The organism is Ruegeria sp. Alg231-54 (genome assembly GCF_900143525.1).
GTDB lineage: Bacteria > Pseudomonadota > Alphaproteobacteria > Rhodobacterales > Rhodobacteraceae > Ruegeria.
In genome coordinates, this window is record NZ_FREZ01000006.1 from 20,392 (window position 1) to 35,704 (window position 15,313).

At 58.1% G+C, this 15,313-nt stretch carries 12 protein-coding genes; 3 read left to right on the top strand and 9 right to left on the bottom strand.

The window, feature by feature from the left end; translation table 11 throughout:
• Positions 1–123: 123 nt before the first annotated feature.
• Positions 124–1,320, bottom strand: coding sequence for a choline transporter (locus tag DHN12_RS12170; RefSeq protein ID WP_108860644.1), 1,197 nt, complete (start codon positions 1,318–1,320; stop codon positions 124–126).
• A gap of 181 nt (positions 1,321–1,501) precedes the next feature.
• On the opposite strand from DHN12_RS12170, the gene DHN12_RS12175 reads away from it, so the two are divergent.
• Entirely contained in the window at positions 1,502–2,389 is an 888-nt protein-coding gene (locus DHN12_RS12175; RefSeq protein WP_108860456.1) for a DMT family transporter, read from the top strand.
• Here the strand turns inward: DHN12_RS12175 and DHN12_RS12180 are convergent.
• Positions 2,365–2,886 carry a glutathione peroxidase gene (locus DHN12_RS12180; protein ID WP_108860645.1) on the bottom strand — a complete coding sequence of 174 codons (522 nt, stop codon included), beginning with the start codon at positions 2,884–2,886 and terminating at the stop codon, positions 2,365–2,367. The two genes, DHN12_RS12175 and DHN12_RS12180, sit on opposite strands and share 25 nt — an antisense overlap.
• Before the next feature lie 145 nt (positions 2,887–3,031).
• Between DHN12_RS12180 and msrB the strand changes: the two genes are divergently transcribed.
• Together msrB and msrA are read left to right on the top strand one after the other, a co-directional pair.
• A complete protein-coding gene (gene msrB, locus DHN12_RS12185; protein WP_058279328.1) occupies positions 3,032–3,481 on the top strand; it encodes a peptide-methionine (R)-S-oxide reductase MsrB in 450 nt (149 codons plus the stop codon).
• Positions 3,478–3,987 (top strand): peptide-methionine (S)-S-oxide reductase MsrA, encoded by a 510-nt coding sequence (gene msrA, locus DHN12_RS12190; protein WP_108860457.1) that lies wholly within the window; start codon positions 3,478–3,480, stop codon positions 3,985–3,987. The genes msrB and msrA overlap by 4 nt, the downstream gene beginning before the upstream one ends.
• Before the next feature lie 27 nt (positions 3,988–4,014).
• Here the strand turns inward: msrA and DHN12_RS12195 are convergent, their stop codons facing one another.
• The 7 genes from DHN12_RS12195 to DHN12_RS12225 all read right to left on the bottom strand — a co-directional run bounded on the left by DHN12_RS12195 (position 4,015) and on the right by DHN12_RS12225 (position 15,250).
• Complete coding sequence (locus tag DHN12_RS12195) at positions 4,015–6,018, bottom strand: hydantoinase/oxoprolinase family protein (protein ID WP_108860458.1); 2,004 nt, start codon at positions 6,016–6,018, stop codon at positions 4,015–4,017.
• A 72-nt stretch (positions 6,019–6,090) separates the two neighbouring features.
• Positions 6,091–7,128, bottom strand: a complete 1,038-nt coding sequence (queG, locus tag DHN12_RS12200) for a tRNA epoxyqueuosine(34) reductase QueG (protein WP_108860459.1) — start codon at positions 7,126–7,128, stop codon at positions 6,091–6,093.
• Between the two features lie 78 nt (positions 7,129–7,206).
• On the bottom strand, positions 7,207–7,872 hold the full coding sequence (locus DHN12_RS12205) for a glutathione S-transferase family protein (RefSeq protein ID WP_058275204.1): 666 nt from the start codon (positions 7,870–7,872) through the stop codon (positions 7,207–7,209).
• Positions 7,873–7,930: 58 nt separating this feature from the next.
• Positions 7,931–8,665, bottom strand: a complete 735-nt coding sequence (mtgA, locus tag DHN12_RS12210; RefSeq protein WP_108860460.1) for a monofunctional biosynthetic peptidoglycan transglycosylase — start codon at positions 8,663–8,665, stop codon at positions 7,931–7,933.
• A 161-nt stretch (positions 8,666–8,826) separates the two neighbouring features.
• Entirely contained in the window at positions 8,827–13,359 is a 4,533-nt protein-coding gene (gltB, locus tag DHN12_RS12215) for a glutamate synthase large subunit (RefSeq protein ID WP_108860461.1), read from the bottom strand.
• A complete protein-coding gene (locus tag DHN12_RS12220; RefSeq protein ID WP_108860462.1) occupies positions 13,356–13,790 on the bottom strand; it encodes a GFA family protein in 435 nt (144 codons plus the stop codon). Before DHN12_RS12220 ends, gltB begins: the two co-directional genes overlap by 4 nt.
• A 26-nt stretch (positions 13,791–13,816) precedes the next feature.
• The gene (locus DHN12_RS12225; RefSeq protein WP_108860463.1) at positions 13,817–15,250 is read right to left on the bottom strand and encodes an NAD(P)-dependent oxidoreductase; all 1,434 of its coding nucleotides are present in this window, start codon (positions 15,248–15,250) and stop codon (positions 13,817–13,819) included.
• Between the last annotated feature and the right edge of the window lie 63 nt (positions 15,251–15,313).

Genomic DNA, 15,313 nt, shown 5'->3' on the forward strand with positions numbered 1-15,313 from the left:
CGAACACATGCAGTAGCCCTGAACGTCAGCATTGTCCCGGATTGCGGACACAGTCGCAGCCAGAAACCGTGCCAAAGAAAGCGGACGCCGAGGCGCCCGTTTCTGTTTCATTACCAAGATCACTCAGTGAACTGTCTCAACCTTGTGGAAGTCCAGATCGCGGCCTTCGGGCATTGAATCGATGCTCAACACCTCTTTGCGTTTGGTGATCAGGATGTAGACCACGCAGCCCAGATACAAGCCGACGACAACCGCTCCGATCCACTGGATCTGCAGCCACTGGCTCTGGAACAGCAGCGTCAGGACGAACAGCAGCGCGACGTTGCCTGCCACGTAGATCGCCTTGCCGAACCGCTCGACCGTCATGTTCAGGTTGTCGGTATAGAGGCGGATCAGCGAGTCCAGCGAGTTGATCACAAAGGTCACACCCACAATCACCATCGCGATGTTGGTGATGCCCGCAGTGCTGATTCCGTTCAGGTGATAGTAGTAGAGAACGGTGAACCAGATCGCCAACGGGATCGACGGGAAGATCAGCAGCGCGGCCAGCAATTGCCAGGTTTTCAGCCCACCAACAAAGCGCGAGGTGAACTGACCAATCATGATCGACCACGCAAACCACCAGAACAGGTAGAAGGCGTGATAATCAGTCAGCGGCAACACGAACTTGTGCAGATTGGCGAAATAGGCACCGATATTGCTGCCGGTTTCAACAATTCCGGTCATGCCCATGCCCGCGGCAATCCACATTCCAAGGATCAGCGTCAGGAACAGGATAGTCGAACCTACAGACAGGATACGGACGTATTTCAGGTCGGTTGACGAATAAGCCGCCGCCAGAATGACCACAAATACGATGACATAGAAAGTGGTGACCACGGATTCGCCGTCTCCGACCTCGGGCAGATAGCCGGGCAGGTAGATCAGGAACAGGCTGGCGGTGAAGGCGCAGGTGCCAATGATGACTACGTTGTTGATCAGCTTGACCAGCGGGATCTCAAAGAACTTCACGCGGGGTTCGATGACGCAGAAATAGAACGCTGTCAGGAAGTAGAAGGCCCAGATCAGGAAACCCCAGAAGCCGAACTCGATGGCCAGCGGGTTCGCAAAGGCATAGGCCGGTTCCTCGGCATAGCCGCCAAACTCGGTCAGCGGGAACATGATCAGGCCGACATCCAGACCGGACGTGAACAGGATCGCAATGAAAGTGAACAGATGCACAGGCGTGACGCCCACACAACGCAGGTTCCACCATTTCACGACGAAGAAAGCGACCAGGCCCAATGCCAGCAGGACGCCGAAAGACAGAATATACTCCAAAAGCACCAACATTCCTCCCTTGGTTAGTCAAAGTGCGGATCGTATAGCTTTAATTGACTGGTCAATCAATAAAACTGCCAATGCTGAATGCAACAGGCGAAACCTGTGTTTATTTTGACGCGCGGCGCTTGCGCGTTTCAGGAATTTCGGAAACAGTCGCGGCATTTGGGAAAGGGTCACCATGGATTTGCGCGCCATAGCCATGGGGCTGGCATTTGCCTTCATCTGGTCGTCAGCCTTTACCTCGGCGCGGATCATCGTCGCCGATGCCTCGCCCCTGTTCTCACTGGCGCTGCGATTTCTGATTTCGGGGTTGCTGGGGGTCGCGATTGCGCGGGCCATGGGCCAAAGCTGGCGTCTGACTCGCGCGCAGTGGTACGCAACCATCCTGTTCGGAATATGCCAAAATGCCCTGTATTTGGGTCTGAATTTCTACGCAATGCAAACCGTACAGGCATCTGTTGCGGCGATTATTGCATCAACAATGCCCCTGATCGTCGCGCTGGCCAGCTGGACCCTTTTCCACGAAAAACTTCGACCGCTGGGCGTGTTCGGGTTGCTGGCCGGTTTCGCGGGCGTCGCGTTGATCATGAGCAGCCGGATAAGCGCGGGCGCAGACCTGTTTGGCGTCATGTTGTGCGGGCTTGGGGCACTGGCGCTCAGCTTTGCGACCTTGGCTGTGCGCGGGGCAACCTCCGGCGGCAATTTCATGATGGTGGTCGGGCTGCAGATGCTTGTGGGCGCGGCAATTCTGTTCCTCGCGGCCCCCGTATTCGAGACAATTTACATCCATCCTAACGGTCCCTGGTTGCTGGCGTTTGCCTACACAACGCTGTTCCCCGGCCTGCTGGCGACGCTAATTTGGTTCATGCTGTTGAACCGTATCGGCGCCATCCGGGCCGCGACTTTTCACTTTCTGAACCCGGTGTTTGGTGTGGCCGTCGCCGCAGTTTTCCTGGGCGAAAAACTTGGGCCCATGGATGCAGTAGGTGTCGGTATCACGACGCTGGGTATTCTGGCGGTGCAGGTGTCCCGGCAAACCGATCAGCGGAGCAAGGCCTCAACCTGACGCAACAGTTTCGGTGAATCCGGTTTCACGTTCGACCCATAGGTCGCAATCACTTCACCTGCTGGATCAATCAGGATCTTGTTGAAATTCCACTTGGGTACGAATCCCGTCTGCTGAGCAACCGCACGGTAGAACGGATGGGCCGCGGCGCCTTTAACCGACGTGATGTCGGTCATGGGCAAGGTCAAGCCATAGTTCATCTCGCAGAACTGTTTGACCTCTGCCGCCGTGCCCAATTCCTGATTGAACGAATCCGAAGGGACGGCCAAAACCACGAGACCTCGATCAGCATAGGTGTCATGAATCTTTTGCAAGCCAGCATATTGCCCTGTGAATCCGCAATGGGATGCCGTGTTCACAACCAATACCGGCTTGCCTCGCCAATCCTCAAGGGACAAAGTGCCACCGTCGATCGAGACAAATTCACCGGTCAAAGGTGCTGCTTGAACCACGCGGGCCAACAGCAATAGGGTGAATAACAGATGCAGTCTGAACATGGCGTCACCTCCTTTATTCTGAATTACGCACGCGTCTGGCATTCGGATCACCTGCACGAGAACGCGAGCCGGCTGAAATATGATTTTGATTTCCGCGCCACTGTGCCCAAATAGAAACACAGATCGCATCAACACCGGAGAAGCCATGACCCGCTACACCAAAGACCCCGAGGCCATTGCCGCTCTCTCACCCGAAGAATACCACGTCACCCAACGAAGCGGTACAGAACGCCCCGGCACCGGAAAATTGCTGAATAACAAGGAACCGGGTATCTACGTCGATATCGTCTCGGGCGAACCGCTGTTTGCCTCGGCCCACAAATACGAATCCGGGTGCGGTTGGCCCAGCTTTACCAAACCCATCGTGCACGAGCATGTCGAAGAAATCGAAGATCGCACGCTTGGCATGATCCGGACCGAGGTCCGCTCGAAACATGGGGATAGTCATCTGGGGCATGTGTTCCCCGACGGCCCGCGCGAACACGGCGGCCTGCGCTACTGCATCAACTCTGCCTCATTGCGGTTCATTCATCGCGATGAGATGGAGGCCGAAGGGTATGGCGAATACCTGATCCATGTGGAGGACATCCAATGACCACTGAACGCGCTGTTCTTGCCGGAGGTTGCTTTTGGGGCATGCAGGACCTGATCCGCAAGCTACCCGGTGTGTCTGGCACCCGCGTCGGCTATACCGGCGGCGATGTGCCCAACGCCACCTACCGTAACCACGGCACTCATGCCGAAGGGATCGAAATCGTTTTCGACCCCTCGCGGATCACATATCGCGATCTGCTCGAGTTCTTCTTTCAGATCCACGACCCGACAACAGTGAATCGTCAGGGCAACGACCGTGGAATGAGCTATCGCTCGGCCATTTACTATGTAAATTCTGCGCAAAAACAGATGGCCGAAGACACGATTGCCGACGTGAATGCCAGCGGTATTTGGCCGGGCAAAGTCGTCACAGAGGTCGAACCCGTAGGCGATTTCTGGGAAGCCGAACCTGAACATCAGGATTACCTTGAACGTATCCCCAACGGCTATACCTGCCACTTCCCACGCCCCGATTGGGTTCTGCCCAAACGCGACGCAGCTGAGTAACCGGTTGGCCCCCTTTCTAGCGGGGGGCTAACCAGACGCCATCCTAGGGCGCCCGCTGGCTTCGACCGTGATCATCGCTTCGACAAACACGTCCTGCGCTTCGATGCGCGCAGTGCGGATGTCGCGATCGACAACCACCCGGATATCTGCTGCTCCGGCCTGTCGCACTGCACCCTCGGCCTGATCCCTCAGAACCGTTTCCAGCAACGCCAGCGCCTTGTCGGATTCCGTGAAATCCTGCGGCCCTTCTTCCAGATGAACCCGGTAGCGCCCTTCGGACGGGGACGTCACCGTTCCCGATCTGCGCAACGTAAGCCGGCCAACAACTGCCCCAATCGCGTTGGCCACGCCTGCGTGTTCCGGCAGGATCATAGCGCAATGCAAACGATCCCCGACGGCCGGGTAGTAACTTGGAGCCGAAGCGCCAAGACCCACCACATCCACGTTCAGCGATGCGTCCAGCGCTAGCAAACCGCGATGCCGCGCCAGCCCTTTCTGCATCAGGACATGCCGAGCCAGGTCAAAAGGCGGTAGACCAAATCCATCGGATTCTTCCGCAAAAGCGGTCTCTAACAAAGTCAATGATGTCTGTTCGGTCAGTTGATCCACGATCATCTGCGCCAACTGTTCCGGGGTGGCGGCCAATCTGTCGCCAGTCCCCACCCGCTTGCGCGCAACCAGCTCCAACGCCTTGTGGGCTGCGTCCGCATCCCAGGCATCCAATCGGCCCAAAACATGGCTGGCATCCGATGGCGTCACACCCGAAACCTGAACGACACCGCGATCCACCAGACGCGACAAAGCTCCGTTTTCCATACGGGTGCGCAGCAGGTCGCTTAGGGGCATGACGTTCTCGCCCAGCCTCTCCAACAGCGACTCTTCGCGCGCACCCAACCCGTCGGCGTTGATGCCGGGAACACGGCGGGCGAACCGCGTGTCATGCTCACCCACAGTCGTCGCCCTTAGTTGGGTATTCAGAACGGCGTGAACGACCTCAGGTGCCTCGGCGGCAATTAGGGAAACCGGCAGCACCCGTCGCGGCCCCAAAAACACACCGCCACCCAGCCCTTCGGTGACCACATGCACCTGGCTGTCTCCACCCAATCCGTGAGTGCGCATGGCAACCGCCTCAACCATCGTACGAAACCCGCCGACCTGCGCGCCCGCTGGGTCAATCGCCGGTTTGCCGTCCCGGATCAGCGCGACATCGGTGGTCGTACCGCCAATATCTGACACCAGCGCGTTTTGAACCCCAGTCAGCCAGCTTGCACCGACGATCGAGGCTGCAGGACCACTAAGGATGGTTTCAATCGGCCGCTCCCGCGCCTGTTCTGCGCTCATCAACGCGCCGTCACCACGCACAACCATCATCGGCGCTTTAATACCCAGATCAATCAACCGATCCTGCGCCCGCCCGATCAGACGGTCGATCATCCCGATCAGTCGCGCGTTCAGAACGGCAGTCACCGCCCGTTTCGGACCATTCAGCTTGGCCGAGAGTTGATGAGAGCACGTCACCGGAGCACCGGTTTTCTCAGCAACAATGCGCGCAGCCTGCAATTCATGTGCAGGATTCCGTGTGGCGAATTGCGCTGCAACCGCAAAACCGGAAACGTCCTGTTGCGAGGCTAAAAAGGTTTCTAATGCATCTACATCCAACGGCGCTGCTTCACCGCCAGCATGTGTATGCCCACCGCCGATCACAAGCGCCGGATCGCCCTTCAGCGCGTCCCGCAGACCGTGTTTCTCAAGGTCCGTATCCTTGAACCCGATGTAAATCAGCGCAACGCGGCCACCTTGCCCTTCGACCAAGGCGTTCGTCGCCAATGTTGTCGACAAGGACGCCATCGAGATCTGGTCCGGCGAAACCTGCGCCTGATCCAACACGGCCGAGATCGCCCTGCCGACGCCAATTGCAAGATCGGCGCGTGTGGTCAGGGATTTGGCCGAGGCAATTACCTCTTTCTCATCCCGGATCAGCACTGCGTCCGTATAGGTTCCACCCGTATCCACCCCCAAAGCCAACGCCATCGGGATCTCCTTCCTGTTCGCTGTCGATGGGTGTAGCGGTTTGGACCGACACGTCCAGCCTGTTTGCGTCACTTATGACAATCGTTTCACCGCCCAGCGCGCTGCATCCGCCACCGTTGGGTCAGGATCATCGGCAAGCGACTGCGCGACGGGCATCAAATCCGACTGTTCCGAGTTGCCAATCGCGTAAAGCACATTGCGCACAAACCGATCCCGCCCGATCCGCTTTATGGGCGAGCCCGAGAATTTCGCGCGAAACGCCGCATCATCCAACAGGGCAAGCTCGGACAGGGGTGGCGCTTTCAGATCATCACGCGCGGCATAACGCACGTCGCTCGCGGCAACCGCAAATTTGTTCCACGGGCACGCGGCCAAACAATCGTCGCATCCGTAAATCCGGTTTCCCAGCTTTTGGCGCAGCTCTTCGTCAACCGGCCCTTTATGTTCGATCGTCAGATACGAAATGCAACGCCGCGCATCCAACTGATACGGGGCGGGAAACGCCTCCGTCGGACAGGCGCTCAAACAAGCTCGACAATTGCCGCAATGGTCTGTTTCAGCCATGTCTGCAGGCAGGTCCAACGTCGTAAAAACAGAGCCTATAAAGGACCAATTTCCCCAATCACGGCTTACGAGATTGGTGTGTTTTCCCTGCCAACCCAAACCTGCCGCATGGCCCAAAGCCTTCTCTGGCACAGGCGCGGTATCAACAAAGACCTTTACCTCACCACCAGCTTCCGCAATCAACCAGCGCGCCAACCGCTTCAGCCGCTTCTTGACCAGATCATGGTAATCCTTGTTCTGCGCATAAACGGAGATCGCCGCCTTGTCCGAATGGTTCAGAATGTCGGTCGGATCATGCTCAGGCGTATAGCTCTCAGCCAACATGATCACTGACCGCGCCTCGGGCCACAATGCGGCCGGATCGCCACGCCAATGGGTCCGTTCGTCCATCCACGCCATCTGCCCGTGATACCCGGCATCCAAAAACGCCTGCAGACGCGACGGCACCTCCGGCACGTCCCAAGGCCGGCAAATGCGACAGGATACAAACCCCTCGCTCAGCGCCTGTGCCACAAGCTTTTCTTTTAGACCTGATCCGCTCTTCATCTGGCTGCAAATATCCTCGGGGGTGAATTGGCCCAACGGGCCAAGAGGGGGCAGACAGCCCCCTGAACCCTCACCCTATCAGAAATCCAGATCGGCGTAATGCGGCGGTGGCCGGAACCCAGGGACCTGATCCGCCAAAATCGAACGGAAAGCAGGCCGCGACTTAATCTTGGCGTACCAGTCTTTGACCGCCTGAGATCGGTTCCAATCCACGTCTGAGATATAATCCAGCGCCGACAGGTGCGCAGCAGCGGCAAAATCGGCCAGCGTCATCTGATCCCCCGCCAGCCAGCGCCGATGATCCAGCAGCCATGCCATATAATCCAGATGATATTTGATCGCCTTCGCGCCCGCCTTGACGTTTTTGCTGTCGGGATAACCCTCGCCCGTCACCTTCTTGTTTACCCGCTCATACAGCAGTCTCGATGTGACCTCATGATGAAACTTGTCATCAAACCACCCCACCAGGCGCCGCACCTCATACCGTGCTTCGGGCTTTTTGGGCATCAGCGGAGGTTCCGGGCGGGTTTCTTCGATATACTCACAAATGGCGGCGCTCTCCGCCATGACCTGCCCATCAAGACGCAATACCGGTACTTTTCCGGCAGGGTTGCGGCGCAGGAAATCCGGGTCTTGTTCCCAGTATCGTTCCTCGACCAGCTCAACCTCGATCTTCTTTTCTGCAAGCGACAGGCGCACCTTGCGGCAATACGGGGACAGGGGAACATGAAACAAACGCGCCATAATCTTCCAATCGAACCAGTGAATACCCCCCAGCTTTAGCCTTGAGAGGCATAGGGTTTCAATCCTCGAAACAATCCGCGCGACCATCTGCGCGGATGGTGGCCGCCCCATCCAGTATGGATGCCGCCCGTCTGCGGGTCCGAACCGATGGGTCTGTGACGGATCTGTTGCGAGGAGACGGCAGGATCGCCGCAAGCCGTGCGGCCTGTACTGGGGACATCTTGGCCGCACTTGTTCCGTAATATCGCTGTGCCGCAGCTTCGACCCCGAAAACCCCCTGACCGGTCTCGGCAACGTTCAGATAGACCTCCAGAATCCGCTGTTTGCTCCAGAAGATTTCGACGACGGGCGTAATCGACGTTTCAAACGCTTTGCGCACCCAACTGCGCCCCTGCCACAGGAACACGTTCTTCACGACCTGCTGGGTAATGGTCGAGGCCCCCCGGCTGCCGCCATCTTCCAGCGCATCGCGGATTGCTTCAACGTCAAAGCCCCAATGCAGGCAGAAATTCGCGTCCTCGGCGGCAACCGCAGATCTGCCCATAACCGGGGCAATTTCCTCTATCGACACCCAGTCACGCTCTACTTTTCCCAATCGTCGCCATTCGGACCAGATCGTATGAGTCACCGGCGGATTGACCACCGAGTACAGCAGAACCAACCCCACGATAAAGGCCACGACGCCCAAAGCGGCGCGTGTGACCCAACGACGAATCCGCGGGATCAGTGGCTTTTTTGTTTTTGACGCCTTGCTTTTCTTTTTGCTCGACTTGCGCGCTGCTTTTCTTGCCATTGTGTTGCTATACGACGCTGTGGACGGGTTTGGAACGGTTTATGTTACGTGGCCCGAGCGTTGCGCGGGTAAGTAATCCGAGGCAAGTCCGGGACGTAAATTGAAAACCCCGCGTGTCCTTGGTGACACGAGGGGTTCTGATTTGGTCTAAATATTTCCGCTTACTCGGCGGGAACAGCCGTTGCCTCGGTTGTCAGAGGATGGCTGAGCTTGTTCAGCATCTCTTTGGGGCAAACCTGAAGGAAGTTGGTCTTTTCGACCTCCCAGTGCTGCAGAATGTCGGCCGCCTTGCGACTGTTGGTTTCAGCCTGATGTGCTTCGATCAGCGATTTCAACTGATCTTCCCAATGGTCGACGGTCACCGGACAGGTCACCAGCGTTTCCATGTTCATCAGCTGCTGGGCCTTGCCTTCGGGGTCGTACAGATAAGCCATACCGCCCGTCATGCCTGCGCCAAAGTTGGCACCGATACCACCCAGGATCACCGCGATACCACCGGTCATGTATTCACAACCGTTCGAGCCACAGCCCTCGATCACCACAGTGGCGCCCGAGTTCCGCACCGCGAACCGCTCACCCGCGCGGCCAGCCGCAAACAGGTGACCATCGGTTGCGCCGTAAAGAACGGTGTTGCCGATAATGGTGTTCTCGTCCGCTTTCAGGGGGCTGACCTGCGGCGGACGCACGACGATTGTGCCCCCGGACAGGCCCTTACCGACATAGTCGTTGGCATCACCCGACACCTCAAGCTTTAAACCCGGGGCCGCGAATGCCCCCAGCGACTGACCGGCCGAGCCTTGCAGTTTCACGTGCAAATGGTCCGGCTGGAATGTGTTCCGCATCCCGAAATTCTGCACGATATGGCTGGAGACTCGCGTGCCCACGGTCCGATGCGTGTTCTGAACCGCATAAGACAGCTGCATTTTCTCGCCGTCTTTCAGGAACCGTGCGGCATCGCGCACAATCTCCGCATCCAGCGTATCGGGCACCGCGTTCCGGTCTCTGTCACGGTTATATACGATGTTATGGGCACCATCGACCGTGATCAGCAGCGGGTTGAGGTCCAGATCATCCAGATGCGCCGAACCGCGGCTGACCTGCGCCAGCAGATCGGCCCGACCGATGATGTCGTCAATTGAACGTGCACCGAGGCTGGCCAGCAACTCGCGCACTTCCTGCGCATAGAAGGTGATCAGGTTCACCACCTTATCCGCATTGCCGGTGAACTTGGCACGCAGGGATTCGTCCTGCGTACATACACCAACCGGGCAGGTGTTCGACTGGCACTGACGCACCATGATACAGCCCATCGCGATCAGGGCAGCGGTGCCGATACCGTATTCCTCGGCCCCCATCATCGCAGCCATGACGATGTCACGACCCGTGCGCAAGCCACCATCGGTTCGCAGGGTCACGCGATCCCGCAGGTTGTTCATCGCCAGAACCTGATGCGCCTCGGTCAGGCCCATTTCCCACGGCAGACCCGCGTATTTGATGCTGGTCGCGGGCGACGCACCGGTGCCGCCATTGTGCCCGGAGATCAGGATCACGTCCGCTTTGGCCTTGGCCACACCGGCGGCAATCGTGCCAACGCCCGAGGACGCCACCAGTTTTACCGTCACTTTGCAGCGCGGGTTGATCTGTTTCAGGTCATAGATCAGCTGCGCCAGATCCTCGATCGAGTAGATATCGTGGTGCGGCGGCGGCGAGATCAACGTCACCCCCTTGGTCGAATGGCGCAGTCGCGCAATCAGGTCGGTGACCTTCATGCCCGGTAACTGGCCGCCTTCACCGGGTTTTGCACCCTGGGCGACCTTGATCTCCAGCTCTTCACACTGGTTCAGATATTCGGCGGTCACACCGAACCGACCGGAAGCCACCTGTTTGATCTTGGCAGATGGGTTATCACCATTGGGTTCCGGCACAAAATGTGCCGGGTCTTCGCCACCCTCTCCGGAGTCGGATTTCGCACCGATCCGGTTCATCGCCACGTTCAGCGTCTTATGCGCCTCGGGCGACAGCGCGCCCAGCGACATGCCCGGCGTGACAAAGCGCTTGCGGATTGAGGTGATCGACTCGACCTCTTCAATCGGGATCGGCTTGCCCAACGGCTTGAAGTCCATCAGGTCGCGCAGGTGAATCGGCGGGTTCGATTGCATCTTGGCCGAATACTGCTTCCACAGCTCATAGGACGCGCGGTTACAGGCCATTTGCATCATATGCATCGAGGTCGCTTCCCACGCGTGGGTCTCACCCGATTTCCGCGCTTTGTAGAACCCACCGATGGGCAGCACGTCCAGACCATTGACCCATGCCTTGGCGTGGATCTCCTCGGCCTTGGTCTGAATACCGGTGACGCCGATGCCGGAAATCCGGCTGGTCATTCCAGGGAAGTATTCGGCCACCATCGCACGGCTCAGGCCAACGGCCTCAAAGTTCAAGCCACCGCGATAGGACGAGATTACCGAGATTCCCATCTTGGCCATGATCTTCAACAGGCCCTGATCGATCGCTTCGCGGAAGCGGGCGACGTTTTCGGTCAGAGTCCCGTTCAGAAGGCCGCGATCAATACGGTCGGCCAGCGAATCCTCGGCCAGATAGGCGTTCACCACAGTCGCACCACAACCGATCAGAACGGCAAAGTAATGCGGGTCGACACATTCCGCTGAGCGTACGTTCAACGAACAGAACGTCCGCAGGCCCTGACGGGTCAGGTGCGAGTGCACCGCGCTTGTGGCAAGTATCATGGGCATCGCCACACGACCTTCGCCCGAGTTCATGTCGGACAGAACCAGATGCCCAGCGCCAGATCGGACGGCCTCTTCTGCTTCGGCTCTAACACGGGCCAATGCGTCGCTTAGTGCGCCTTGACCGGGCTCAAAGCTACAATCGATCTCGGCTAGCGGGGCATCAAAGCTTTCAACCAGCTTGTCCCATTGCGCGTTGCCGACAAAGGGGCTCTCCAAAACTACAATCTCGGTCTGGCTGCTGTCTTCATCCAACACGTTCTTGAGGTTCGCAAACCGCGTCTTCAAAGACATCACGCGATATTCGCGCAAAGAATCGATTGGCGGGTTGGTGACCTGACTGAAATTCTGCCTAAAGAAATGGCTGAGCGGGCGGTATTGCTTGGACAGAACCGCCGAGGGCGTATCGTCACCCATCGAGGCCAGCGCCTCTTTGCCGTCTTCCGCCATCGGGGCGAGAATCTGTTCCAATTCTTCGACTGAATACCCCGCTGCAATCTGGCGCTTGCGCAGTTCTTCACCTGAAAAGATCGGAGCTTCGGTCACGCCTGCCAGCGTGGCATCCAGATCGTGAATCTTGCCGACCCATTCGCCAAATGGCAGCGCACGGGCCAGTTTGTTCTTGATCTGCGTGTCGCGGAACAACTTGCCCTTCTTCATATCGACGGCCAGCATCTGACCCGGGCCAAGAGCGCCTTTTTCGGTCACGGTGGCCTCATCAATCGGCACCATCCCGGCCTCGGACCCTGCAATGACCAGGCCATCACCCGTCACGACATACCGCATCGGACGCAGACCGTTCCGGTCCAGACCCGCACAGACCCAACGACCATCCGTCATCGCCAGCGCGGCAGGGCCATCCCACGGCTCCATCACCGAGTTGCAGTAGGAATACATATCGCGCCACGCCTGCGGCAGCTCGACCGCCTGTTTGGACCAGCTCTCCGGCACCAACATGGTTTTCGCCATCGGGGCAGACCGGCCTGCACGGACAAGAACTTCAAAAACAGAGTCCAGAGCAGCCGAATCCGACGAACCACCTGCGATGATCGGCTTGATGTCCTCGGCATAGTCACCAAAGGTGCCGCTCGCCATGCGGATCTCATGGCTTTTCATCCAGTTGATGTTGCCCTTCAGCGTGTTGATCTCACCGTTATGGGCCAGCATGCGGAAAGGCTGTGCCAGCCACCACTGCGGGAACGTATTGGTCGAATATCGCTGGTGGTAGATGGCAAAGGCACTTTCAAAGCGCTCGTCCATCAAATCGGGGTAGAACACCGCGACCTGCTCAGCCAGCATCATGCCCTTATAGATGATCGACCGGCAGCTGAGCGAGGCCAGATACAGATCTGAAATCCCGGCGGCCAGTGCTGCCTTTTCGATGCGGCGACGGATCACATAAAGCTCACGCTCAAACGTGTCTTCATCCACACCTTTTGAGTTCGAGATCAGGATCTGCTCGATCTCAGGGCGAGTGGCGTTGGCTTTTTCACCCAAGCAGGTCACATCGACCGGCACATGACGCCAGCCATATATGTAATAGCCCATACGCAGGACTTCGGTTTCCACGATGGTCCGGCATTGTTCCTGCGCACCGAAATCGGTGCGTGGCAAAAAGACCTGACCAACTGCAATCAGTTGATCCAGTCGTGGCTCATGTCCGGTCCGGCGGATCTGGTCATAGAAGAACGGAACCGGGATCTGCACGTGGATACCCGCGCCGTCACCGGTCTTGCCGTCTGCGTCCACCGCGCCCCGGTGCCAGATTGCCTTGAGCGCGTCGATCCCGGCATCCACCACCTTACGCGACGCTTTGCCGTCAATCGAAACCACAAGACCCACACCGCATGAAGAATGCTCTTCATCCTCGGAATAGAGACCATTTTCGGCCATCCATTTGCGCTTGGCTTCTTCGGCCCGCACCCAATCGGCATCATATTTGGTCATTGGCTGTCTCCTTCTTCCGGCAGGGCATACATGGCTTCGACCTCGGCTTTGGTCATCTGCCGGCGCTCTCCTGCGAACGCGTAGCCCTCGGGCTTTTTATCTATGTAAAGTTCAAGTTTCAGCGGGTTGCCGGTGTCGTCGAAAAGACCGGCAGCCATTTGGGTTTGTCCGTGCATCTCGCCCGGCAAAGTGATCCGGTACCACAACACCGAACCACAGTCCGAGCAAAATGCCCGTTCGGCCCAATCCGACGAGGTGTAGGTCTTGACCGGTCCCAAGGCGGCATAGCCGGGCTCGGCGGCGAAGGTCACCAGCATCGAACTGGTCCAGCGACGGCATTGATCACAATGGCAGGCGCCCAGCGATTCCCGCGCCGGGGTTGCGGTTACCGTGACCGCGCCGCACATGCATTGACCTTGCAATTCGGGCATCAGACCCTCCTGTCGCTGGGCTAGGGTTATTCGGCTGCGATGGCAGCCTTGGCGTTGAAGCGATCAATAATCGCATCGGCGCAGTCGCGACCATCACGAATGGCCCAGACCACCAAAGAGGCACCGCGCACGATGTCACCAATGGCATAGACTCCATCCATCTCGGTCGCGCCAGTCTCGAACGCTGCTTTGACGGTGCCCCAACGGGTGACGGGCAGGTCGGGCTGGCCGAACAGGGTGGGCAGATCCTCGGGCTCAAAGCCCAGCGCCTTAATCACCAGATCGGCATCTTCGACATAATCCGCGCCTTCGATCACTTCTGGCGCTTGACGGCCGGTCGCATCGGGCTGACCCAGACGCATCTTCTGCACCATCACGCCTGCGACGGTGTCGTCGCCGGTAAAGCCCTTGGGCGCGCTCAGCCATTCGAACACCACGCCTTCTTCCTCGGCGTTTTGGGTTTCGCGCTGCGAACCCGGCATGTTCGCCCGGTCACGACGATAGAGGCATTTGACCGACGTGGCACCTTGCCGGATCGAGGTCCGCACACAATCCATCGCGGTATCACCGCCACCAATAACGACCACCTTCTTGCCTTCGGCATTCAAGCGGCCATTGTCGAAATCTTCGACGTCATCGCCAAAACTTTTGCGGTTCGAGGCAGTCAGGAAATCGATGGCTTTTTCGATTCCAGCCAGACCGCTGCCGGGCATAGACAGATCGCGCGATTTGTACACACCTGTCGCAATGATCACCGCATCATGCTTGGTGCGGATTTCTTCGAACTTGGCGGCGTCCACATCGCAGTTCAGCACAAACTCGACTCCACCATCGGCCAGCAGGTCATTGCGGCGCTGCACGATGTCTTTTTCCAGCTTGAACCCCGGAATGCCGTACATCAGCAGACCACCTGCGCGATCATAACGATCATAGACGGTGACCTGAATGCCCGCCCGGCGCAGCATGTCCGCGGCAGCCAGGCCGCCGGGGCCGCCACCGATGATGCCAACGCTTTCGCTGCGCTCGGCACCCGGAGCGGTGGGTTTCACCCAGCCTTTGTCCCAGGCGGTGTCGGTAATGTACTTCTCAATCGTGCCAATAGTGACCGTGCCGTGGCCCGATTGCTCGATCACGCAGTTGCCTTCGCACAGACGGTCCTGCGGGCAGATTCGGCCACAGATCTCGGGGAATGTGTTGGTGGCTTGGCTGGTTTGATAGGCCTCTTCCAGACGCCCCGTCGCGGTCAGGTGCAGCCAGTCAGGGATATTGTTGTGCAGCGGGCAATGCGACTGGCAGTATGGAACACCACACTGACTGCATCGGCTGGCTTGTTCCTTGGCTTTTTCTGCTGCGAATTCGGCGTAGATTTCATCAAAATCTTCTCTGCGGTCATCGGCGGCGCGCTTTTCGGGCATGACGCGGTCGATCTGCACAAATTTCAGCATCGGTTGCTTGGCCACGGGTCAAACTCCATGAATTGGCTTGGTCACGTCTCTTTAAGAGATGCGAGATTGGATGAAAAG

Excerpts from the sequence above, each read along its gene's own strand:
- DHN12_RS12175 (WP_108860456.1), top strand. The coding sequence starts at position 1,502 with ATGGATTTGCGCGCCATAGCCATGGGGCTGGCATTTGCCTTCATCTGG.
- DHN12_RS12180 (WP_108860645.1), bottom strand. The coding sequence starts at position 2,886 with ATGTTCAGACTGCATCTGTTATTCACCCTATTGCTGTTGGCCCGCGTG.
- msrB (WP_058279328.1), top strand. The coding sequence starts at position 3,032 with ATGACCCGCTACACCAAAGACCCCGAGGCCATTGCCGCTCTCTCACCC.
- msrA (WP_108860457.1), top strand. The coding sequence starts at position 3,478 with ATGACCACTGAACGCGCTGTTCTTGCCGGAGGTTGCTTTTGGGGCATG.
- DHN12_RS12195 (WP_108860458.1), bottom strand. The coding sequence starts at position 6,018 with ATGGCGTTGGCTTTGGGGGTGGATACGGGTGGAACCTATACGGACGCA.
- queG (WP_108860459.1), bottom strand. The coding sequence starts at position 7,128 with ATGAAGAGCGGATCAGGTCTAAAAGAAAAGCTTGTGGCACAGGCGCTG.
- DHN12_RS12205 (WP_058275204.1), bottom strand. The coding sequence starts at position 7,872 with ATGGCGCGTTTGTTTCATGTTCCCCTGTCCCCGTATTGCCGCAAGGTG.
- mtgA (WP_108860460.1), bottom strand. The coding sequence starts at position 8,665 with ATGGCAAGAAAAGCAGCGCGCAAGTCGAGCAAAAAGAAAAGCAAGGCG.
- gltB (WP_108860461.1), bottom strand. The coding sequence starts at position 13,359 with ATGACCAAATATGATGCCGATTGGGTGCGGGCCGAAGAAGCCAAGCGC.
- DHN12_RS12220 (WP_108860462.1), bottom strand. The coding sequence starts at position 13,790 with ATGCCCGAATTGCAAGGTCAATGCATGTGCGGCGCGGTCACGGTAACC.